The organism is Mediterraneibacter massiliensis (assembly GCF_001487105.1).
GTDB classification, from domain to species: domain Bacteria; phylum Bacillota; class Clostridia; order Lachnospirales; family Lachnospiraceae; genus Mediterraneibacter; species Mediterraneibacter massiliensis.
In genome coordinates, this window is the sequence record NZ_LN913000.1 from 289,345 (window position 1) to 310,833 (window position 21,489).

The 21,489-nt window shown below is 44.2% G+C and carries 19 protein-coding genes and 1 other annotated feature; of the genes, 16 read left to right on the plus strand and 3 right to left on the minus strand.

From position 1 onward, the window contains the following. The first annotated feature begins 14 nt into the window (after nt 1-14). From rpoC to BN3282_RS02135, 6 genes are all read left to right on the plus strand, one after another. A complete protein-coding gene (rpoC, locus tag BN3282_RS02110) occupies nt 15-3,644 on the plus strand; it encodes a DNA-directed RNA polymerase subunit beta' (RefSeq protein WP_059066496.1) in 3,630 nt (1,209 codons plus the stop codon). Between the two features lie 255 nt (nt 3,645-3,899). After that, nucleotides 3,900-4,547 (plus strand): GntR family transcriptional regulator, encoded by a 648-nt coding sequence (locus BN3282_RS02115; protein ID WP_242866574.1) that lies wholly within the window; start codon nt 3,900-3,902, stop codon nt 4,545-4,547. Nucleotides 4,548-4,625: 78 nt separating this feature from the next. After that, nucleotides 4,626-5,630: an asparaginase gene (locus BN3282_RS02120; protein WP_330382126.1), complete on the plus strand. Its 1,005-nt coding sequence runs from the start codon at nt 4,626-4,628 to the stop codon at nt 5,628-5,630. Nucleotides 5,631-5,660: 30 nt separating this feature from the next. Next, nucleotides 5,661-7,079 carry a purine-cytosine permease family protein gene (locus tag BN3282_RS02125; protein WP_059066498.1) on the plus strand — a complete coding sequence of 473 codons (1,419 nt, stop codon included), beginning with the start codon at nt 5,661-5,663 and terminating at the stop codon, nt 7,077-7,079. Nucleotides 7,080-7,148: 69 nt separating this feature from the next. Continuing rightward, nucleotides 7,149-7,919, plus strand: a complete 771-nt coding sequence (locus BN3282_RS02130; RefSeq protein WP_059066499.1) for a creatininase family protein — start codon at nt 7,149-7,151, stop codon at nt 7,917-7,919. Nucleotides 7,920-8,170: 251 nt separating this feature from the next. Continuing rightward, nucleotides 8,171-8,845 (plus strand): AroM family protein, encoded by a 675-nt coding sequence (locus BN3282_RS02135; protein ID WP_059066500.1) that lies wholly within the window; start codon nt 8,171-8,173, stop codon nt 8,843-8,845. Nucleotides 8,846-8,943: 98 nt separating this feature from the next. Here BN3282_RS02135 and BN3282_RS14970 read toward each other — a convergent pair whose 3' ends face one another. The 3 genes from BN3282_RS14970 to BN3282_RS02145 form a co-directional block, all read right to left on the minus strand. Continuing rightward, entirely contained in the window at nt 8,944-9,087 is a 144-nt protein-coding gene (locus tag BN3282_RS14970) for a hypothetical protein (RefSeq protein WP_162858204.1), read from the minus strand. A gap of 122 nt (nt 9,088-9,209) precedes the next feature. Then, a complete protein-coding gene (locus BN3282_RS02140) occupies nt 9,210-9,920 on the minus strand; it encodes a response regulator (RefSeq protein WP_059066864.1) in 711 nt (236 codons plus the stop codon). Continuing rightward, the gene (locus BN3282_RS02145; protein ID WP_059066501.1) at nt 9,913-10,986 is read right to left on the minus strand and encodes a sensor histidine kinase; all 1,074 of its coding nucleotides are present in this window, start codon (nt 10,984-10,986) and stop codon (nt 9,913-9,915) included. The genes BN3282_RS02140 and BN3282_RS02145 overlap by 8 nt, the downstream gene beginning before the upstream one ends. A 188-nt stretch (nt 10,987-11,174) precedes the next feature. Continuing rightward, nucleotides 11,175-11,419 (plus strand) — a binding site (T-box leader). Between the two features lie 112 nt (nt 11,420-11,531). Between BN3282_RS02145 and BN3282_RS02150 the strand changes: the two genes are divergently transcribed. From BN3282_RS02150 to tsaD, 10 genes are all read left to right on the plus strand, one after another. Next, nucleotides 11,532-13,229 (plus strand): carbon starvation CstA family protein, encoded by a 1,698-nt coding sequence (locus tag BN3282_RS02150; RefSeq protein WP_059066502.1) that lies wholly within the window; start codon nt 11,532-11,534, stop codon nt 13,227-13,229. Between the two features lie 218 nt (nt 13,230-13,447). Next, nucleotides 13,448-13,954, plus strand: a complete 507-nt coding sequence (locus tag BN3282_RS02155; protein WP_059066503.1) for a CarD family transcriptional regulator — start codon at nt 13,448-13,450, stop codon at nt 13,952-13,954. Between the two features lie 156 nt (nt 13,955-14,110). After that, on the plus strand, nt 14,111-15,424 hold the full coding sequence (locus BN3282_RS02160) for a hemolysin family protein (RefSeq protein WP_059066504.1): 1,314 nt from the start codon (nt 14,111-14,113) through the stop codon (nt 15,422-15,424). Nucleotides 15,425-15,522: 98 nt separating this feature from the next. Next, on the plus strand, nt 15,523-16,236 hold the full coding sequence (locus tag BN3282_RS02165) for an IMP cyclohydrolase (RefSeq protein ID WP_059066505.1): 714 nt from the start codon (nt 15,523-15,525) through the stop codon (nt 16,234-16,236). 16 nt (nt 16,237-16,252) lie between these two features. After that, on the plus strand, nt 16,253-17,431 hold the full coding sequence (locus BN3282_RS02170; RefSeq protein WP_059066506.1) for a phosphoribosylaminoimidazolecarboxamide formyltransferase: 1,179 nt from the start codon (nt 16,253-16,255) through the stop codon (nt 17,429-17,431). A 17-nt stretch (nt 17,432-17,448) separates the two neighbouring features. Beyond that, nucleotides 17,449-17,886: a tRNA (adenosine(37)-N6)-threonylcarbamoyltransferase complex ATPase subunit type 1 TsaE gene (tsaE, locus tag BN3282_RS02175; RefSeq protein ID WP_059066507.1), complete on the plus strand. Its 438-nt coding sequence runs from the start codon at nt 17,449-17,451 to the stop codon at nt 17,884-17,886. A 71-nt stretch (nt 17,887-17,957) separates the two neighbouring features. Further along, complete coding sequence (gene tsaB, locus BN3282_RS02180; protein ID WP_059066508.1) at nt 17,958-19,145, plus strand: tRNA (adenosine(37)-N6)-threonylcarbamoyltransferase complex dimerization subunit type 1 TsaB; 1,188 nt, start codon at nt 17,958-17,960, stop codon at nt 19,143-19,145. 119 nt (nt 19,146-19,264) lie between these two features. Further along, nucleotides 19,265-19,498: a hypothetical protein gene (locus BN3282_RS02185; RefSeq protein ID WP_059066509.1), complete on the plus strand. Its 234-nt coding sequence runs from the start codon at nt 19,265-19,267 to the stop codon at nt 19,496-19,498. A 1-nt stretch (nt 19,499) separates the two neighbouring features. Beyond that, on the plus strand, nt 19,500-20,405 hold the full coding sequence (locus BN3282_RS02190) for a ribonuclease Z (protein WP_059066510.1): 906 nt from the start codon (nt 19,500-19,502) through the stop codon (nt 20,403-20,405). Nucleotides 20,406-20,458: 53 nt separating this feature from the next. Further along, nucleotides 20,459-21,487, plus strand: a complete 1,029-nt coding sequence (gene tsaD, locus BN3282_RS02195; RefSeq protein WP_059066511.1) for a tRNA (adenosine(37)-N6)-threonylcarbamoyltransferase complex transferase subunit TsaD — start codon at nt 20,459-20,461, stop codon at nt 21,485-21,487. Nucleotides 21,488-21,489 lie beyond the last annotated feature (2 nt).

Here is a 21,489-nt window from a genome sequence, read left to right on the forward strand (position 1 = left end):
GAGGAGCCGATCATATGCCAAACAGTAATGAACAACAGTATCAACCATTAACTTTTGATGCAATCAAAATCGGGCTGGCTTCACCGGAAAAAATCATGGAATGGTCAAGAGGCGAGGTTACAAAACCGGAAACGATCAATTACAGGACCTTAAAACCAGAAAAAGACGGGCTTTTCTGTGAACGTATTTTCGGACCAAGCAAAGACTGGGAATGCCATTGTGGAAAATATAAAAAGATCCGCTACAAAGGGGTTGTGTGTGACCGCTGCGGCGTTGAGGTCACTAAGGCAAGTGTACGCCGTGAACGTATGGGGCATATCGCCCTTGCGGCTCCGGTCTCACATATTTGGTATTTTAAAGGAATTCCAAGCCGCATGGGACTGATCTTAGATATATCGCCAAGGACACTGGAGAGAGTACTGTATTTTGCGTCTTATATCGTATTGGATAAGGGGGAGACAGATCTGCAGTACAAACAGATCTTATCCGAGGCAGAATATCAGGAACAGAAAGAAAAATGGGGATACGGCTCCTTCCGTGTAGGAATGGGCGCAGAGGCGATAAAAGAACTTCTGGAATCCATTGATCTGGAAAAAGAATATAAAGAACTGCAGGCAGGACTGGAAAATGCAACGGGACAAAAGCGTGCAAGAATCGTAAAACGACTCGAAGTAGTAGAGGCTTTCCGCGAATCCGGCAATAAACCGGAATGGATGATCCTCACTGCGATCCCGGTCATCCCACCGGATCTGCGTCCTATGGTACAGTTGGACGGAGGACGTTTTGCAACCTCTGATTTAAATGATCTGTACAGAAGGATCATCAACCGGAACAACCGACTGAAAAGATTGTTAGAGTTGGGAGCGCCGGATATTATCGTAAGAAACGAAAAGCGTATGCTGCAGGAAGCGGTAGATGCGCTGATCGATAACGGACGCCGTGGCCGTCCGGTAACAGGACCTGGAAACAGAGCTTTGAAGTCTCTGTCTGATATGCTGAAAGGGAAATCCGGACGTTTCCGTCAGAATCTGCTCGGAAAACGTGTTGACTATTCCGGACGTTCGGTTATCGTCGTAGGACCGGAACTGAAGATCTATCAGTGCGGTCTGCCTAAAGAAATGGCAATTGAGCTGTTTAAACCATTTGTTATGAAAGAACTAGTAGCAAATGGAACAGCACACAATATTAAAAATGCAAAAAAAATGGTAGAGAGACTTCAGCCGGAGGTATGGGATGTTCTGGAAGAAGTGATCAAAGAGCATCCGGTTATGTTAAACCGTGCCCCCACACTGCACAGACTTGGTATTCAGGCATTTGAACCGATCCTGGTAGAGGGTAAGGCGATCAAGCTGCATCCGCTGGTATGTACTGCGTACAATGCCGATTTTGACGGAGACCAGATGGCCGTACACGTACCGCTGTCCGTGGAAGCACAGGCAGAGTGCCGTTTCCTGCTTCTCTCACCGAACAACCTGCTGAAACCATCGGATGGTGGTCCGGTGGCGGTGCCTTCACAGGATATGGTACTTGGTATTTATTATCTGACACAGGAAAGACCAGGCGCTAAAGGGGAAGGCATGTTCTTCAAGAGCGTCAGCGAAGCAATCCTTGCATACGAGAATGGATATATTACTTTGCACTCCAAGATTAAAGTACGTGTTTCTAAGGAGATGCCGGATGGAACGCTGAAGTCTGGTACGATCGATGCGACTTTGGGACGGCTTTTATTCAATGAGATCATTCCGCAGGATCTGGGATTTGTAGACAGAGAAGTTGAAGGCAACGAATTGTTGCTTGAAGTAGACTTCCACGTAGGAAAGAAGCAGTTAAAGCAGATCCTGGAGAAAGTTATCAATACCCATGGAGCTACACAGACGGCAGAAGTGCTGGATGATGTAAAAGCGATCGGATATAAGTTTTCTACGAGAGCGGCCATGACGGTATCTATCTCTGATATGACTGTACCTCCGCAGAAACCGCAGATGATCGAAGAAGCGCAGAATACGGTAGACAGGATCACGAAGAATTACAAACGTGGTCTGATCACCGAGGAAGAACGCTATAAAGAAGTTGTAGAAACATGGAAAGCAACGGATGATAAGCTGACAGAAGCATTGCTTTCTGGTTTGGATAAATATAATAATATCTTTATGATGGCAGACTCCGGAGCCCGTGGTTCTGATAAGCAGATTAAACAGCTTGCAGGTATGCGTGGTCTGATGGCAGATACGACAGGACGTACGATCGAGCTGCCGATCAAGTCCAATTTCCGTGAAGGTCTGGACGTACTGGAATATTTCATGTCTGCGCATGGTGCTCGTAAAGGTCTGTCTGATACGGCGCTGCGTACAGCCGATTCCGGTTACCTGACAAGACGTCTTGTGGATGTTTCTCAGGAACTGATCATACATGACAGCGATTGTGTAGAACCGGGCAAAGAAATTCCAGGTATGTATGTAAAAGCTTTCATGGATGGCAATGAAGAGATCGAAAGTCTCCAGGAACGTATTACCGGACGTTTCTCCTGTGAGGATATTAAAGATAAAGAGGGAAATGTACTTGTAAAAGCAAATCATATGATCACACCAAGACGTGCTGAGAGAGTTATGAAAAAAGGTGTGGACGAGAATGGTGAGCCGCTCCAGAAAGTAAAGATCCGTACGATCCTTACCTGTAAGTGTAAAGACGGCGTATGCTCTAAGTGTTACGGTGCTAACATGGCGACAGGAGAGGCGGTACAGGTAGGAGAAGCAGTTGGTATCATTGCTGCGCAGTCTATCGGTGAGCCGGGTACACAGCTTACTATGCGTACTTTCCACACGGGTGGTGTTGCCGGTGATGATATCACACAGGGTCTTCCTCGTGTCGAAGAACTTTTCGAGGCGAGAAAGCCAAAGGGTCTTGCAATCATTACAGAATTTGCAGGAAAGGCAACGATCAGCGATACAAAGAAACGGCGTGAGATCATCGTGAATAATGATGAGACAGGCGAATCCAAGGCATATCTGATCCCTTATGGCTCCAGGATTAAGATTCAGGATGGAGCAGAGTTAGAGGCCGGAGACGAATTGACAGAAGGTAGTGTCAATCCGCATGATATTCTGAAGATCAAAGGCCTGCGTGCAGTGCAGGATTACATGATCCAGGAAGTACAGCGTGTATACCGTCTGCAGGGAGTTGAAATCAATGACAAGCACATTGAGGTCATCGTGCGCCAGATGCTGAAAAAAGTGCGTGTAGAAGAAAAAGGCGACAGTGATTTCCTTCCAGGCATGATGGAAGATGTCTTGGAGTTTAACGAGGTAAATGAACGTCTGGAGGCCGAAGGCAAAGAGCCTGCTACAGGAGAGCAGATCATGCTCGGTATCACAAAGGCATCTCTTGCCACGGATTCCTTCCTTTCAGCAGCTTCTTTCCAGGAGACGACAAAAGTCCTGACAGAAGCGGCAATCAAAGGAAAAGTTGACCATCTGGTAGGCTTAAAGGAAAATGTCATCATTGGTAAGCACATTCCTGCCGGAACAGGTATGAAGAAATACCGTGACGTCAAACTCAGTACAGAGTTAGAGCAGGAAGAGGACATCAGTTTCGAGGAAGAAGTGGAGTTAGAAGAGGAATTGATGCCTGCAGAAGAGACAGAATAAAGAGAATTTCATAAAAGAAATAAGTATTTTATAAGAACCGTTGTCAAGGGTGAAAATTCTAAAAAATCTAAGACAACGGTTTTTTATGTCTATATTTTCGGGGATACTTGTAAATAGAAAAAAATAATTGTATATAATACACAAAAAGTATTGACAATAAAAGATGTATTGAGTAATATAGAATAAAAATACATTAGTGATATATCACTGATGTATAAATAGGATTTTATAAATATATCATAAGGGAGGGAAGAAATGGCAAAGAGACAGTCTATGACCGAGCGAGTTCTCCAGGAGCTGAGGAATGATATTATCAATTGGAACTATGAAGAAAATGATATGATCACAGAGGCAGAAATATCGGAGAAATTTGGTGTTAGTAAGACACCATCCAGAGAAGCTCTGAATTATCTATGCATGGAAGGATTTCTTGAGAAAATTCCAAATAAAGGGTATCTGGTGAAGGGAATATCTGTCACTGAGCTGCAAAGCCTTTTTCAGTTTAGAGGTGTACTGGAAAAAGCCTCTGCCGAGATGGCGATTCAATATGCTACAGATGAGGAACTGAAATTTTTGAAAGACTATACGAAAGAACAGATCGCGAAAATTGAAGGAAGCACATATCAGGAATATAGTGAGATGAATATGCAGTTTCATATGTCTGTTGCATATTTATCGAGAAATCCGTATTTGATGTCATCTCTTGAAAGCATATTGAATAAACTAAGGCGTGTACTGGTGAAAGACTGGAAAAGTTCAAAAGCTAAAAGCCTTATGGAGGAGCATTTAAAGCTGATCGATGCTCTATGCGCAAGGGATGTGGAGAAGGCGAAACAATATGTGGAAAGAGAGATGGGAGGTGTAGAATATAGACTATATTTTAGAGAAGGAAAGAATTTTTAAATATGTTTCCGTGGAGTAAATGTTGGGCTGTTTCCAAAATCTTCGCTGCATATCAAAACAAGAAGAGGGGAGGAATGCATGATGAAAAAGGTACTGCTGCTTACGACAGGCGGGACAATTGCAGCGCGAAACGGAGAACAAGGGCTAGTTCCGGATATAAAATGCCAGGATATTTTAGAAATGCTGCCGGAAATAAAAGGCTGCTTTGAAGTAGACAGCCAGGATATCCTGAATCTAGACAGTTCAAATGTACAGCCTGAGGAATGGCAGTATATCGCAGAAATTGTTACAGAGAATCTGGCTCTATATGATGGGATTATTATTACACATGGGACAGATACGATGGCATATACAGCTTCTGCGCTCAGCTATATGCTCCAGAATCTGGATAAGCCGGTTATCTTGACCGGAGCACAGATTCCGATCGAGAAAATGTTTACCGATGCAAAGCGAAACCTACAGGCCGCATTTGCTGCGGTGAATACGGACATAAAAGGAGTAGCGATTGCATTTGATGATAAAATTATAAACGGATGTAGGGCAGTAAAGGTTAGAACATTGGGATTTAATGCTTTTGAAAGTATTTCTGCGCCATACGTGGGAGAAGTATATGCGGACGGTATGCATGTGTATAGAAAAGATATGCATCCAGCGAAAGAGCAGAAGCCATTCTGTCTGAAAAAGGAACTTTGTACAGATGTATTTCTGTTAAAACTGATACCCGGAACGAATCCGGAAATATTTGACCGGCTGCTGGATATGAAATATCGAGGCATTGTAATTGAAGCTTTCGGAGCCGGAGGCACACATTTTGAAAGAAGAAACTTAATTCCTAAGCTGCATAAACTTGTAGAAAATGGAATCAGTATCGTGGCATGCAGCCAATGTCTGTACGAAAAAAGCGATTTTTCTATGTATGAAGTGGGACAAAAGCTTTTGGAGTGCGGCGTCATACCGGGAAGAGATATGACGACAGAGGCGATCGTTACAAAGCTGATGTGGGCATTAGGGCAGACAAAAGATCCGCAGAAGATCAGAGAAATATTCGACACAGATTATGCGGGTGAAGTAACATTAGGGTAAAAAGGGACAAAGACTAGAAGGAGGGAATTTATGCAGGAACAAGAAAAGAAAGTGAATGTTGAGGAAGTAGTAGACACAGAGTATATGCTGGAACCAGTTCCCATGGATAAGAGAAGGTCCACGTACAGTCAGATCATGGTATGGGTCGGTTTTGGTTATTGTGCAACAGGATTGTTTGTCGGAGGTACACTTGCAGGATACGGGGGAGCGCCAGGCTTAAATCCTATGGATGCACTCCTGGCAATTATATTGGGAGAAGGCTCCTTGTTGATCATGACAGCGCTTCTCGGAATTGCAGCCCATAAAACCGGATTAAATCTGTCTTTGATATCCAAATATTCATATGGGAGTAAGGGCTTCATTATTCCCATGGCTGTAATGGCACTTTTGACGTTAGGATGGTTCTCCAGTATTGTAGGAATGATTGCTGATATATGGGGTGGATTTATAGGAAATCCAAGTGGTATTACAGTATTTAGTCCTGCAGATTGGGGGTATCAAGGAGTACCGGATATTACATTGGAAGTATTGATCGCTGTAATATTCTGGGGTGTTGTGTTTACGATCAGTGCGATCCGAGGGATCAGTGCTATAGAAAAAATCGCGAAGGTAGTATGCCCGCTTATCCTTCTGGTCGCGATCATTGCCGGAATCGGCATGATCAATGAAGGCGGCGGAGTCAGCAGTTTTATAAATAAGGCAAGCGAACTGGACGGCTTGGGACTGGGAACCGGAATCACAGCGGTCGTAGGCAGCTGGGTAGCAGGAGCAGTAATGGGAGTAGATATGTTCCGCTTCAACAAAAGTGTGAAAGCAGTCTGGTGGTGCGCGGCAGCATGCTTTGTATTTACGAATCCGCTTTTGAATATTGTGGGATATATCGGAAGTGTAAGCGCCGGACAATATAACTATGTTGCGTGGATGATGGGCTTTAGTGTAATTCTTGCACTTGTTGCCGTATTTACATGGACCACGTCTCTGTGGACGACAGACAACAGTGAACTATACTGCAACTCTCTGTATACAGGACCGATCCTGGATGCGGTAGGTGTGAAGGTAAACAGAAAGATCTTGGTTGCTGTCTGTGGTATTTTGGGAACGATCCTTGGAGCAATCGGTTTCTATCAGATTTTCTTTGCCAACTTTATCAATACTTTAGGAGCAATGGCTCCTCCGCTATGCGCGCCGATCCTTGCAGATTATTATCTGATCGGGAAAAAGAAATATGATGCGAAACTGCTGCATAAACAGCCAAAATGGCGTTGGGCAGGTGTGATTTCTTTTGTAATAGGCGCGGGATTGGGGTATTATTTCCAGTATGTGACACCTCTTCCGTATAACTTACCGTCAGGACTGTTTGCGCTGATTGTTTCTGTTATCATCTATTTTGTCATCTACAGATTCATGCCAGATAAAAAGGCAGACCAGGAATTGGTAAAAGAAGTATAAAAAATGACGGGACGCATGACGTTAACATATTTGCCGAAAAAGTAAAATCATATAAAGGAGGATATAGACATGAAAAAAGTATTTTTAAATGAGATGAGCGCACGTGAGGTAAAGGCAATGTTAGAGCACGCAGAGGATGTGACGGCGATCACCTGCTTTGGTTCCTGTGAGAGCCATGGCTGGCACTGCTGTCTGGGACCGGATTATTTTGTTCCTACAGAAGTGGCGAAAAGAGTAGCTGAAAAGCTGGATAATGTAGTAGTCGTTCCGGCAGTTCCGTTTGGTACTTCCATCCATTATAATCAGTATCCGATGTCCGTTACACTGCGGTATGATACAGAGATCGCTATTGCAGAAGATATATTTGAAAGCTTGATACATAACGGGATCAAACATATCTATATTTTAAATGGCCATGATGGAAATATCCCAGCATTGGAAATCGCGGCACATAATGTAAAGGATCGTCATAAAGATGCCAAATTCCTGTATATGCCTGCATGGTGGAATAAGGTGGGACCGATCATGGGAGACAGGTTTGAAGTGTGGAATGGACTTGGACACGGTGGAGAAGGCGAGACATCTATCATGATGGCAGTACGTCCGGAATTAGTAAATCTGGAATATGCGGAGAGTCAGGTTCCGGAGAAGGTAATCGATGTGAATAAGACGACAGATATTATCTGGGACATCAAGGAAATTACAAAAACAGGCGCTACGGGAGATCCGACAAAGGCTTCTATTGAAAAAGGTAATCAGATGCTGGATATTTTAGTCGGGTTAGTGGCAGACGCGATCGAAGAGATGAATCGTACAGGCTGGACGTACAATACAAAATAAAATAGAAAGATTCTGTTTTGTACTGGAAAAATATCTGGGAACCGGGGGAGAAATACTTCCGGTTTCCGGATGTTTTTTATTTTACAGAAATTTTATGCAAAATGCACAAAAAATAAGGCATATTTTTTAAATATAAAGGCATATCTAATAGATGAAAGTTGTGATAGAATAGGGGTAGAGAGTTCGAAATCTGTAAAAGGGATTAAATCTGCGGATATAGCAGATAAAAAATAGAAGGAGGGTAAAAAATTATGAAAATAGGAGGAGTCACGATCGGACAGTCGCCAAGGGTGGATGTAACACCGGATATTCTGCCAATATTTGGGGAAGATGTAGAACTGCTTGAGGCAGGAGCGCTGGATGGACTTACGCGGGAAGAAATCGAGCAGATGAAGCCGAAAGAGGATGATTATGTACTTGTTTCCAGATTAAATGACGGTTCCTATGCGAAATTTGGAGAAAGCTTTATCTTGGAGCGCCTGCAGGGATGTATCGAAAAGCTGGAGGCAGAAGGCGTGGAATTGATCATGTTTTTCTGCGGAGGTACATTTCCGGATGTCTTTAAGGCGCATGTACCGTTGATCTATCCGTCAGGACTGTTAAATGGAGTGGCAAAGGGATTAAGTCCACGCTCCAAGATCATCCTGATAACTCCCGATAAAGAACAGATCCAGCAGGCATATGATCAGTGGGGCAGTGTGGTCAAGACACTGCATCCCGTAGCAGCCAATCCATATGGGGATATACAGGAAGTGATCGATGCGGCTAACGCGGTCAAAGATATTGATGCCGACTTGGTTGTGATGGACTGCATCGGATATACTGAAAGATCAAAGAAACTGGTGAAAGAGATTACGGGGAAACCAGTTATCATGTGCAGAACGCTGCTGGCAAGAGTGGTATGTGAGATGCTGGACATCAGTTAGAGGAGATAAAAAGAAGCATAAAAATACAAAATGGCGCGGGTCAGAAGGAAGGGACCTGCGCCATTATATTGAAGGATAAAATTATTAAGGTGAAATTTTTAATCCGTCAGGGCATAACCATAACGAATTTTCCGGTAAACTTTCTGGATGATCATAACAGGAAGACTAATAAGAATAAACAGGGATGAAAATACTCCCACAGAGCCTCCGATGATCATAAGTAACAATAAACCGATATTCATATGATGTACACTCCTTTGACGTTTAAAATTTCTAAACGTTATTATAAAGGGAGCCTATCTATATGAAAAGAAAAAAGAGGAGTTCTTAGCAGTATTTTAACATGAAAAGGCAGGGGGAGATATTATTCTTCTTCCTCATCTTCTGCCATTCTGTATCCTACGCCTACTTCTGTGAATATATATTTTGGCTGTGCAGGATCTGATTCGATCTTACGGCGGATATTCGCCATATTTACACGCAGGATCTTATTGTCATCATCAGCAAAAGGTCCCCATACATTAGACAGGATAGATGCATATGTGATGACCTTGCCGGAATTTTGTGCCAGATAAGAGACGATTTTATATTCAATAGGAGTTAAGTGTACTTCTTTGCCGTCTATGGTGATCAGCCGACGGGCAAAATCGAGTCTCATTCCCTTATGGGAGTATGGGCGGATGTACAGAGGATTATCTGTGTTCATGCGGTTACTGTGGCGGAGTGAGGCGCGGATACGCGCCAATAATTCAGAAGTGCCAAAGGGTTTTGTGATATAGTCGTCCGCACCCTGGTCGAGAGCAGCGACTTTTTCACGTTCTGCATTTCTGGCAGAAATGACGATAATAGGAGTACTGGTCCAGGTACGTACTTCTTGGATGATCGTATTTCCACTTATATCAGGAAGTCCTAGATCCAACAGAATTATATCGGGACACTGCGAACGGATGAGGTCCAGCCCGTCACGACCGGTATCAGCGCAGAAAACGCGATAGTCATGGCGTTTTAATATTTTCCCCATGAAAGTCTGGATATTCTTTTCGTCTTCTATGATCAAGATTGAAAATTTATGCAGCATTATTTTCCTCCTTTTCTTTGGGCAGAGTAAATGAAAATTCTGCGCCATGTCCATGGTTTGCGGCGGCAATATGACCATCATGTGCCTGCACGATCGTTTTGCAGATCGAGAGTCCGATTCCGATGCCCTTATGTCCGTCGGAGGCATCAGAGGAATACTGGCCTTCAAAAATAAAAGGCAGCTGCGCTTCATCCAGTCCGATCCCATAGTCGCGGATAGTAAAAGTAACAGAGTCTGGATTTTCTATGATGATCAGATCAGACGGTTCTTTACTTTTGGAATGTATATAAGAATTTTCCAGAAGGTTGATCAAAACTTGTTCGATCAGTGTGGCGTCTAAGGGGAGCATGAGAAAATCATTTGGCATTGTTACTGTGACTTTCATATCAGGATGGCGCTTCTGGAGTCGTACGATTGCCTCAGATACGACTTCTTCTACTACTTCCAGAGATTTTTTGACTTTTCCAGTGTTGCCTGAGATACGAGTGACGGTCAGCAGATTTTCTACCATGTTTAAGAGCCACTCCGAATCTTCTTTTATATTCGAAACGAGTTCTGTGCGTTCTGCTTCCGAAAGATCTGTGTAATTCTCCAAATAAGAGGAAGAAGAACCGATGATACTGGTGAGCGGCGTGCGCAGATCGTGAGACACGGCTCGCAGCAGATTGGCCCGCAGTTTTTCTTTATCGGCTTCCATCAGCTTTCGTTCCCGCTCAGCAATCAAATGTTTTTGACGTTTCATAGAAGAAGTGATGGCGCTGGTGATCAAAGAAATTGCCAGCATGCCGATAAAAGTGACCGGATATCCGTCCAGCGTGAAATTGATTTTAAAATACGGGTATGAGAAAAAGTAATTGACAGCGACGACTCCGAATAAAGCGGCTGTGATCCCATAGAAATAGCCGTCTGTATACAGAGAGATCAAAATCAGCGCCAATATATAAAACAATGCGATATTGGCTGAATTTTTATGACCAAAGTGGAAAAAAAGAAAGGCAAATGCGGTTGCTGCACCAAGCAAAAGAAAAGTCACTGCCAGATTTTTTACGAACTGCTTTTTCATAAGTATCCATACTCCTGATTTGTTCTTTTGTTCCTATTATAGGAAAAAGTGCATAGATTTACAATACTTATCCGGAGGTTCTGCGAGCGCGTTAAGACCTGAATGAGAAGATATAAATATTTTATTAAATTTCACTAAAAAAAATATTGACTTTTTCAATGTAAAGTGATAAAACATAATAGAACACGAAAAATGCAGTGAATGGGACAGGCAGTGCAGATGTTTTCAGTACAGAGAGCCGCTGGCGGGTGGAAAGCGGTGTGAAGAGTCTGTGATGCATCACCCGGGAGCATCCCTCTGAACGTAATTGCAGTAAGAAGGGACGGTTTCTCGCCGTTAAAGGAGACGCTGTTTTGGATGACAGCAGGTGAGCGGCTATAAAAGTAATTATAGCAAACAGAGTGGTACCGCGGAGTAAAATTTCGTCTCTGTAATTTCCTGTCAGGAGATTACAGAGTTTTTTTATTATATAGGCTTCCTATGCAATAAAAAACGGGGACCCTGCATTGACTGTGTGAAATACAAGGAAGAAAGAAGGAAGAAAAATGAGTGGAATACTTATGATGATCATTGCCCTTGTTGTGCTCATTGGAGCATATCTGATCTATGGGCGATATCTTCAGAACAAATGGGGGATTGACCCAAATGCCAAGACACCGGCATATGAGATGGAGGATGGGGTAGACTATGTACCGGCAGATACTAATGTTGTATTTGGACATCAGTTTGCGTCGATCGCGGGTGCAGGCCCGATCAATGGACCTATCCAGGCAGCAATCTTTGGATGGCTCCCGGTACTGTTATGGATCTTGATCGGAGGCGTATTCTTTGGTGCTGTCCAGGATTTTGCGGCTATGTATGCTTCTGTCAAGAATAAAGGACGTACGATCGGTTACATTATTGAAGAATATATTGGAAAAACAGGAAAGAAATTATTCTTGTTATTCTGCTGGCTGTTCTGTATCTTGGTTGTTGCCGCATTTGCAGATGTCGTGGCAGGCACGTTCAACGGATTTTCAGTGGATCCGGAGACAGGAAATGTATTGGGCAATATCACAGCGAATGGCGCTGTCGCAATGACATCTATGATCTTTATCGTAGAAGCAGTTGCGCTCGGTATGCTGCTGAAATACGGTAAATTGAATAAATGGGTAAACACAGCGATCGCGATCGCTCTGCTCGTAGGGGCAGTTGCCCTGGGATTAAATTTCCCGATTTATATCAGCCAGAGTACATGGCATATCATCATTTTTATTTACATACTGATCGCATCTGTTGTGCCAGTATGGGCGCTGCTTCAGCCGCGTGATTATCTGAACAGTTATCTGCTGATCTTTATGATTTTGGCCGCAATCGTGGGTGTATTTGTAGCAAATCCGAAATGTAATCTAGCTGCATTTACAAGCTTTAACGTAGACGGACAATATTTGTTCCCGATCCTTTTTGTAACGATCGCCTGCGGAGCGGTATCCGGTTTCCATTCACTGGTATCTTCCGGTACTGCTTCTAAACAGATCAAGAACGAGAAGAATATGCTGCCGGTATCCTTTGGCGCTATGCTGATGGAGAGTATGCTTGCTGTGATCGCTCTGATCGCAGTCGCATCCTTTGCGTCTGGCGAGGCGGCAGCACAGGGCTTGACGACACAGCCGCAGATTTTTGCAGGGGCGATCGCCAACTTCTTGACAGCTATAGGACTGCCATATGAGTTGGTGTTTACATTGATCAACCTGGCAGTTTCCGCTTTTGCGCTGACATCTTTGGATTCTGTTGCACGTGTGGGTAGACTCTCTTTCCAGGAGTTCTGGCTGGATGATGATGTAGACGAAAATAATATGAGTCCATTTTTAAAGTTGATGACAAACAAATATTTTGCGACTGTTATCACACTTGTTCTGGCATATCTGCTCGCCAAGGTAGGATACCAGAATATATGGCCGCTGTTTGGTTCCGCGAACCAGTTGTTGTCTGTGCTGGCTCTGGTAGCATGTGCCGTATTCTTAAAGAAAACAAAACGGCAGGGCGTTATGCTCTGGCTTCCTATGCTGTTCATGATGGCAGTTACATTTACGGCACTTGGTATGACGATCTATAAACTGGGCGGACTGCTTATCGCAGGACAGTTAGACTTCGGCAATACACTGCAGCTTATCTTTGCTGTACTGCTTCTGATCCTTGGTGTGATCGTTGCTCTGCAGGGCATTAAAAGACTGACTGAAAAGAAGAACGAAGCGACAGCTTAATTTTCTATACCGTGTTTTGTGCATACTGTGCAAAACACGGTATATGTTTATTGTCCAGAAGTGACGAAAATCAGCAAAAAATGTAAAACAACTTACTTCCTATCCGGAAAGATGTTAAAATAAATAGTAAGAATATCGAAAAAGACCGTTACAGTATTTGTACCGGTCTTTCTTTGGCTATACTTATACTGACAGAAGGAGCAGAAAGGAGGCAAAGCATGCTCAAATCCGGAGACGCGGTTGTGTATAAATGCAGAGGAGTCTATAAAATTGAAGAGATCGGAACGTTAAATTTTTCATTTGCGGACAAGAAACGAAAATATTATACGCTGCAGTCTGTAGACAATTCCAGAGATAAGGCGTATGTTCCTATGGATGACGTAAGTAATATCAGACAGCCGGTCAGCAAAGAGGAGGCGTTGGCGCTGATCGGAAGACTGGATGAGATAGAAGTATTGGGGATCCAAAACGAAAAGTACAGAGAACAGGAATATAAGAATTGTATTTCTGGATACCGGCCGGAGAGCTGGGTAAGAGTACTTAAGACGTTGTACAAAAGGACGAAGAGCCGAGGCAGTATGACGAGTATGGATAAGAAATATCAGATGCTCTTAGAACATGCGCTGTTCAGTGAATTCGCATTTTCACTGGGGATTCCAAAAGAAGATATACCGGAATTTATTCAAAGGCAAAAAGATATAAAGCAGGAACAGAGCAAAAAATAGAAAATGGAAATCAAATCTGCTTCTTGCGAAAAATATATGTACATGATATACTCCTTCTAAAAATATTTTGCAGAAGACAGGATACCTGCCGTGATACAGTGTTTTTGCAGTTAAGAACGGCAGAAACTGTCTTAGATTTAGGAGGAGTTATTTTTTATGGATGCAGACCCTGCGGGAAACTCGATTATTTCAACTTTATTGCTGCTGCTCTTTTTCACATTGATGAATGCTTATTTCGCCGGAGCAGAGATGGCCGTTGTATCGGTAAACAAGAATCGGATACGTGCACTTGCCGAATCAGGCAATAAGAAGGCGAAAGTGGTGGAAAGCCTATTTGAAGATTCCACGAAGTTTCTGTCGACTATCCAGGTCGCGATCACCTTTGCCGGCTTCTATTCCAGTGCTTCGGCGGCAGCGGGGCTGGCGCCTTATGTTGCCGGATGGCTGGCGCAGTATCAGATCCCTTACAGCGGCTCTATCGCAAGAAACGGACTGACGCTGGTGCTGATGTTTTTCAATCTGGTCTTTGGAGAATTAGTACCTAAGAGGATTGCCCTGCAGAAGGCAGAAGCTTTTTGTATGCTGACGGTCATGCCAATACACTATATATCGATCGTACTTTCCCCATTTATCAAGTTGCTTTCTGTATCGACAAAATGTGTATTGAAACTGCTGCGCATGAAGACAGAAGATCAAGAAGAAGCAGTGACGGAAGAAGAAATTCGAACGCTTTTAAAAATGGGAAATGAGACAGGGACGTTTGATGATGAAGAACGTGAAATGATCGATTCGGTCTTTGCTTTTGACGACAGAACGGCAAGAGAGATTATGGTTCCCAGAAGAGAGGTATATACGCTCAATATAGAAGAACCGCTGGAATATATATTGGATGAAATTTTGGAGACGAGACATACAAGAATTCCTGTGTATGAAGAAAATATTGATAATATCATCGGGATCCTGCATGTGAAGGATGTTATGATCGAAATGCGCAAAAGGAGTCTGGAGCAAATGGATGTCCGCAGTATGCTCCACAAACCATTTTTCGTACCGGAGACAAAGTATGCGGCGGAGTTGTTCCGTCAGATGCAGGAATCCAGGCGCCATATGGCAGTACTTGTAGATGAGTATGGAGGCTTTTCAGGAATCGTAACAGTAGAAGATTTGGTGGAAGAGATCATGGGCGATATTAATGAAGAATATGAAGAGGTAGAGCCGGAGATCGAAAGGCTGGATGCGTGTACGTACCGTCTTGACGGAAGCATATTGATAGAAGATTTAAATGAAGAATTACAGCTGAAGCTGGAGACCGAGAATTATGATACACTTTCGGGATATCTGATCGAGCGTCTGGGATATATTCCGGCAAAAGAAGATAAGACGGTGATAGAAGAAGAAAACTTGGTCTTTACAGTAGAAAAAATGAAAGACAATCGTATCAGCAAGGTATTCCTTATTATGAAAAACTAGAATCCGTATTGAACTTGCGGGTGCACAAATGTATAATAGCAGATGAGAGATGATTCCCGCCTTCTTGAGGCGGCGAGAAGCAAAGGAGAAGCGCAAATATGAAGATGTTATCAATCGAGCAGGAACTTCGGGAAAATTCTTACCCGGGGAGAGGCATCATTATCGGAAAGAGTAAGGATGGAAAAAAAGCGGTTGCCGCGTATTTTATCATGGGACGCAGTGTGAACAGCCGGAATCGCATTTTTGTAGAAGAAGGAGAAGGGATACGGACACAGGCGTATGACGAATCAAAATTGACAGATCCAAGCCTGATCATTTATGCTCCTGTACGAGTGCTGGGGAATAAAACAATTGTGACCAACGGAGATCAGACAGATACGATATATGAAGGCATGGACAAGCAGATGACATTTGAACAGACATTACGCAGCCGCGAATTCGAGCCGGATGCTCCGAACTTTACGCCGCGTATATCCGGGATCCTGCATGTAGAGAATGGAACATACAACTATGCAATGTCTATTTTGAAAAGCAATAACGGAAGCAGTGAGAGCTGCAACAGATATACGTTTGCCTATGAGAATCCAATGGCGGGAGAAGGGCATTTTATTCATACTTATCAGTGTGATGGAGATCCACTGCCAAGTTTTGAAGGAGAACCGAAGCTGGTATCTATTGAGGAAGATATAGAAGTATTCACAGATCTTTTGTGGAATAGTCTGAATGAAGAAAATAAGGTTTCTCTGTTTGTACGCTATATCGATATTGAAACAGGAAAATACGAGACAAAGATCATAAATAAGAATAAGTAAAGGAGCGCACGGTCATATGAAAGAATTAGAATTAAAATATGGATGTAACCCGAATCAAAAACCGTCCCGGATCTATATGAAGGACGGAAGTGAACTGCCGATCCAGGTACTTTGCGGGCGTCCGGGGTATATCAATTTCCTAGATGCGTTCAATGGCTGGCAGTTGGTCAGCGAGCTGAAAAAGGCAACAGGGCTTCCGGCAGCCACTTCCTTTAAGCATGTATCGCCGGCGGGAGCGGCAGTTGGTATCCCGCTGACGGAGACACTGGCTAAAATCTATTGGGTAGACGATCTGGGAGAACTTTCTCCTCTTGCCTGCGCTTATGCACGTGCGCGCGGTGCTGACAGAATGTCTTCTTTTGGAGATTTCATTGCCCTTTCCGATGTGTGTGACGTGGATACGGCAAAACTGATCAAAAGAGAAGTATCTGATGGTGTGATCGCACCGGGATATGAACCAGAGGCGCTGGAACTCTTACAGCAGAAGAAAAAAGGCAATTACAACATCATTCAGATAGACGAAACATATGTGCCGGAAGTATTGGAACATAAGGAAGTATTTGGCATTACTTTTGAGCAGGGCAGAAATGAACTGCATATCGATAAAGATTTCTTCTCTGATGTAGTGACAGATAATAAGGAAATCCCGGAGGATGCAAAGCGCGATCTGGCGGTCGCTATGATCACTTTGAAATATACTCAGTCGAACTCTGTATGTTATGTGAAGGGGGGACAGGCGATCGGGATCGGAGCAGGGCAGCAGTCCCGGATCCACTGTACACGTCTGGCAGGGCAGAAAGCAGATAATTGGTGGCTTAGACAGAGTCCGCAGGTACTTGGACTTAAATTTAAGTCAGGGATCGGGCGCGCGGACAGAGACAATGCGATTGACTTATATATTGGTGAAGAATATATGGATATTCTTGCAGACGGTGTGTGGGAAAATACATTCGAAGAAAAACCGGCAGTATTTACGAGAGAAGAAAAAAGAGCATGGCTTGATAAGATGGCAGACGTGGCGCTCGGCTCGGACGCGTTTTTCCCATTTGGAGATAATATTGAGCGGGCACACAAAAGCGGCGTAAAATATATTGCGCAGCCGGGCGGATCTGTCAGAGATGATCATGTGATTGCCGCATGCGATAAATACCAGATGGCAATGGCGTTTACTGGAATCCGTCTGTTCCACCATTAAAAGAACAGGGGGATGAAATGATACTGGAGACAAAAAGTCCTGAAGAGACGTTTTCGGTTGGCAGACGAATGGGAGAAAAGGCACATCCGGGACAGGTCTTTACCTTGATGGGAGATTTGGGCGTTGGAAAGACGGTCTTTACAAAAGGCCTGGCCAAAGGTCTGGGTATCGAGGAACCTGTGAGCAGTCCGACTTTTACCATTGTACAGGTATATGAAGAAGGGAGAATACCATTCTATCATTTTGATGTATACCGGATCGGGGATGTTGAGGAGATGGATGAAATAGGATTTGAAGAGTATGTCATGGGGGACGGTGTATCCCTGATCGAATGGGCAAATCTTATAGAAGAGATTCTTCCCATACCCCGTACGGAAATAACGATCGAGAAGGATCTGGAGCAAGGATTCTCATACAGGAAGATTACTATAGAAGAAATAAACGAAAAGAAATAGAGCAGTGTATGGAAGGGGTCAGACAGGTACTGACCCCATTTTATCCTGCAAAGTGAAAAGGAGAGGAAGCCATGAAAGTATTAGCGATTGACAGTTCCGGGCTGACGGCGGCGGCTGCTGTCGTAGATGAGGAGCAGACGATTGCGGAATATACGGTGAACTATAAGAAGACACATTCACAGACATTGCTGCCGATGATAGATGAAATTGTGAAAATGGTAGAAATGGATCTAAAGGAGATCGACGCAATTGCCGTGGCGGGCGGACCAGGTTCCTTTACGGGATTAAGGATAGGTTCCGCGACGGCGAAAGGATTGGGGCTTGCTCTTGATAAACCATTGATCTCTGTGCCTACGGTGGATGCGCTCGCCTATAATGTATACGGATGTACAGATATTATCTGCCCTCTTATGGATGCCAGGAGAAAGCAGGTCTATACGGGGATGTATACATTTTCCAGAAAAGCCGGGGAGATAGAAGGAGAAAATTTGGTAAGACCGGTCTTTCAGGTTATGAAGATGCAGATGGCGATTTCGGTGGAGGAATTGATCGGGCGGCTGAATCGATATGGACGTCCGGTGGTATTTCTTGGTGACGGTGTGCCTGTCTATGCGTCTTTGCTGAAAGAGGGATTAAAAGTGCCATACTCTTTTGCGCCCTCCTATATGAATCGGCAGAGGGCGGCTGTATTGGGCGCCCTGGGAATCGTTTACTATAAAGCGGGAAAATACGAATCTGCCAGAGAACACAGACCGGATTATCTGCGTGTATCTCAGGCGGAGCGAGAGCGCGCCTTACGGGAAAGTCAGGAAAAATTGTTCGTGAGAGAACTGAAAGAAGAAGACGCCGCAGCGGTGTCTGAGATGGAACACCAGCTGTTTTCGGATGGCTGGAGTGAAAAGGGGATCATAGAGACGATTAAAAATTCGAATACGATCTGTTTGGCTGCTGTAAAGGCAGAAAAATTAATTGGTTATATGTTTGTATATTTTGCCGCAGGTGAAGGAGAGATCGCAAAGATCGCTGTGACAAAGGAGAAGCAGCGGCAAGGGGTAGCGCACCAGATGATGAAGGAATTGGAGCGTATTTGTAAATCTAGGAAAATAGGTAAGCTGATGCTGGATGTAAGGCAGAGCAATGAGGCGGCACAGACATTTTATAAAGCACAGGGCTTTGTCCGTGATGGAGAGAGAAAAGCATTTTACGAGAAACCATCCGAGGACGCTGTATTGATGAGCAGAGAAATCGCCTATTGGTAGAGACAGAATGGAAATCTTGTGGAGTATAAGGAAGCACTTCCCAGTAGGAAATGAGGCGCAGTATCGTTATAATATAGGCGTAGCAAGTAGAAGATCTGTTTTGCACAGGAGGAGACTATATGCGCCAGTATCAGGTAAAAGAGACAAAAGAAATCAAAAAGATTATTTGTAATAAATGTGGAAAAGAAATTCCGGTCATAAATGGAAGAACGGAGGAAGGCGTATTTAGCGTCGATCATATGTGGGGATATTTTTCAAACAAAGATGGGGAAAAACATACGTTTGATCTATGCGAATCTTGTTATGATGAATGGGTCCGTACCTTCCAGATACCGGTGGAAACAGAGGGATGATATGTTAGATGTATGTTTGCTTGGAAGCGGCGGTATGATGCCGCTCCCATATCGCTGGCTGACAGCGCTGATGACGAGATTCAATGGAAGCAGTCTGTTGATAGACTGCGGAGAGGGAACGCAGATCGCGATCAAGGAAAAGGGATGGAGTTTCAAACCTATTGATGTGATCTGTTTTACGCACTTCCATGGAGATCATATAAGTGGTCTGCCGGGTCTGCTTTTGACAATGGGAAATGCAGATCGGCGGGAACCCCTGACATTGATAGGACCTAAAGGACTGGAACGTGTTGTAAACGCGCTGCGTGTTATAGCGCCGGAACTGCCGTTTCCTATTATTTTTCGGGAAATCGAAGGGGCAGAGCAGACATTTGCGTTAAATGGATACAGATTGAAAGCCTTTCGTGTAAATCATAATGTTGTGTGTTACGGATATACAATGGAAATAGACCGTGCGGGAAAATTTGATGTAGAGAGGGCAAGAGCACAGGGAATCGAGCAAAAATACTGGAGTATCCTGCAAAAGGGAGAAACGGTAGAAACGGCAGAAGGAAGATTGACGCCGGACATGGTGCTTGGGCCTGCACGCAAAGGGATCAAGCTGACGTATACGACAGATACCCGTCCTACGAACTCTATCCGTGAGAATGCGAAAGGGGCGGATCTGTTTATCTGCGAAGGAATGTATGGAGAGAAAGAGAAGGCGTCGAAGGCTGTAGAGTATAAGCATATGACGTTCTATGAGGCGGCGCAGATAGCTAAAGATGCACAGGTGAAAGAAATGTGGCTGACACATTACAGTCCTTCTTTGACTCGTCCGGAAGAATATATGGATGAGGTTCGAAGGATATTTCCGGCGGCTAAAGCCGGAAAAGACAGGATGTCAACGGAATTAACTTTTTCATAGAGGAGAACCGGCAAAAAGGAGTTTGTGCAGCCGGGAGAGAAGAGAGGCTTTTTATGAAAGAAATCAAAGATATGAACATACTGGCGATTGAAAGTTCCTGCGATGAGACGGCAGCAGCTGTCGTGCATAATGGCAGAGAAGTGCTTTCTAATGTCATTTCATCGCAGATCGATCTGCATAAATTATATGGCGGCGTAGTACCAGAGATTGCATCCAGAAAGCATATTGAAAAGATCAATCAGGTGGTAGAAGAAGCATTGAAAGAGGCGGAGGTAACACTGGATGATATAGACGCAGTGGGGGTGACGTATGGTCCGGGGCTTGTGGGCGCTCTGCTGGTTGGTGTGGCTGAAGCAAAGGCAATCGCCTATGCAAGGAACCTTCCGCTTGTGGGTGTGCATCATATAGAAGGACATATTTCTGCAAATTACATCGAGCATCCGGAGTTAGAACCTCCTTTTTTCTGTCTGGTCGTATCAGGAGGACACACACATCTTGTGAAGGTAAAAGACTATGGCGTATATGAGATATTGGGAAGGACAAGGGATGACGCGGCAGGGGAAGCCTATGACAAAGTGGCGCGCGCGATCGGATTAGGATATCCGGGCGGTCCCAAGATCGATCGGCTTGCCAAGGAAGGCGATCCGGCGGCGATACGTTTCCCAAAGGCTCATATGGAAGACGCGCCCTATGATTTTAGCTTCAGCGGGTTGAAATCTTCTGTCCTCAACTATATCAATGGCTGTAAGATGAAAGGTGAAACTTATGATCCGGCAGATATTGCCGCGTCTTTTCAAAAAGCGGTGGTGGATGTATTGGTAGAAAAAGCGATGCGCGCGGCAGAAGAATTTGGTATCTACAAGTTTGCGATCGCAGGAGGAGTGGCGTCTAACAGTGCGCTGCGTGCCGGGATGGAAGCGGCATGCCAAGAGAGAAAGATCCAGTTTTACTATCCGTCTCCTATATTGTGTACGGATAATGCAGCTATGATCGGAGCTGCGGCGTACTATGAATACCTTGCAGGGACGAGACATGGCTGGGATTTAAATGCGGTACCGAATTTAAAATTGGGAGAGCGATAGGA

What these genes read in the sequence shown, in the direction of transcription:
- BN3282_RS02130 (WP_059066499.1), top strand. Translation starts at nt 7,149, where the DNA reads ATGAAAAAAGTATTTTTAAATGAGATGAGCGCACGTGAGGTAAAGGCA.
- BN3282_RS02165 (WP_059066505.1), top strand. Translation starts at nt 15,523, where the DNA reads ATGAAGATGTTATCAATCGAGCAGGAACTTCGGGAAAATTCTTACCCG.
- rpoC (WP_059066496.1), top strand. Translation starts at nt 15, where the DNA reads ATGCCAAACAGTAATGAACAACAGTATCAACCATTAACTTTTGATGCA.
- BN3282_RS02150 (WP_059066502.1), top strand. Translation starts at nt 11,532, where the DNA reads ATGAGTGGAATACTTATGATGATCATTGCCCTTGTTGTGCTCATTGGA.
- BN3282_RS02115 (WP_242866574.1), top strand. Translation starts at nt 3,900, where the DNA reads ATGGCAAAGAGACAGTCTATGACCGAGCGAGTTCTCCAGGAGCTGAGG.
- BN3282_RS02125 (WP_059066498.1), top strand. Translation starts at nt 5,661, where the DNA reads ATGCAGGAACAAGAAAAGAAAGTGAATGTTGAGGAAGTAGTAGACACA.
- BN3282_RS02145 (WP_059066501.1), bottom strand. Translation starts at nt 10,986, where the DNA reads ATGAAAAAGCAGTTCGTAAAAAATCTGGCAGTGACTTTTCTTTTGCTT.
- tsaD (WP_059066511.1), top strand. Translation starts at nt 20,459, where the DNA reads ATGAAAGAAATCAAAGATATGAACATACTGGCGATTGAAAGTTCCTGC.
- BN3282_RS14970 (WP_162858204.1), bottom strand. Translation starts at nt 9,087, where the DNA reads ATGAATATCGGTTTATTGTTACTTATGATCATCGGAGGCTCTGTGGGA.
- BN3282_RS02185 (WP_059066509.1), top strand. Translation starts at nt 19,265, where the DNA reads ATGCGCCAGTATCAGGTAAAAGAGACAAAAGAAATCAAAAAGATTATT.
- BN3282_RS02190 (WP_059066510.1), top strand. Translation starts at nt 19,500, where the DNA reads ATGTTAGATGTATGTTTGCTTGGAAGCGGCGGTATGATGCCGCTCCCA.
- BN3282_RS02120 (WP_330382126.1), top strand. Translation starts at nt 4,626, where the DNA reads ATGATGAAAAAGGTACTGCTGCTTACGACAGGCGGGACAATTGCAGCG.
- BN3282_RS02155 (WP_059066503.1), top strand. Translation starts at nt 13,448, where the DNA reads ATGCTCAAATCCGGAGACGCGGTTGTGTATAAATGCAGAGGAGTCTAT.
- BN3282_RS02160 (WP_059066504.1), top strand. Translation starts at nt 14,111, where the DNA reads ATGGATGCAGACCCTGCGGGAAACTCGATTATTTCAACTTTATTGCTG.
- BN3282_RS02170 (WP_059066506.1), top strand. Translation starts at nt 16,253, where the DNA reads ATGAAAGAATTAGAATTAAAATATGGATGTAACCCGAATCAAAAACCG.
- tsaB (WP_059066508.1), top strand. Translation starts at nt 17,958, where the DNA reads ATGAAAGTATTAGCGATTGACAGTTCCGGGCTGACGGCGGCGGCTGCT.
- tsaE (WP_059066507.1), top strand. Translation starts at nt 17,449, where the DNA reads ATGATACTGGAGACAAAAAGTCCTGAAGAGACGTTTTCGGTTGGCAGA.
- BN3282_RS02135 (WP_059066500.1), top strand. Translation starts at nt 8,171, where the DNA reads ATGAAAATAGGAGGAGTCACGATCGGACAGTCGCCAAGGGTGGATGTA.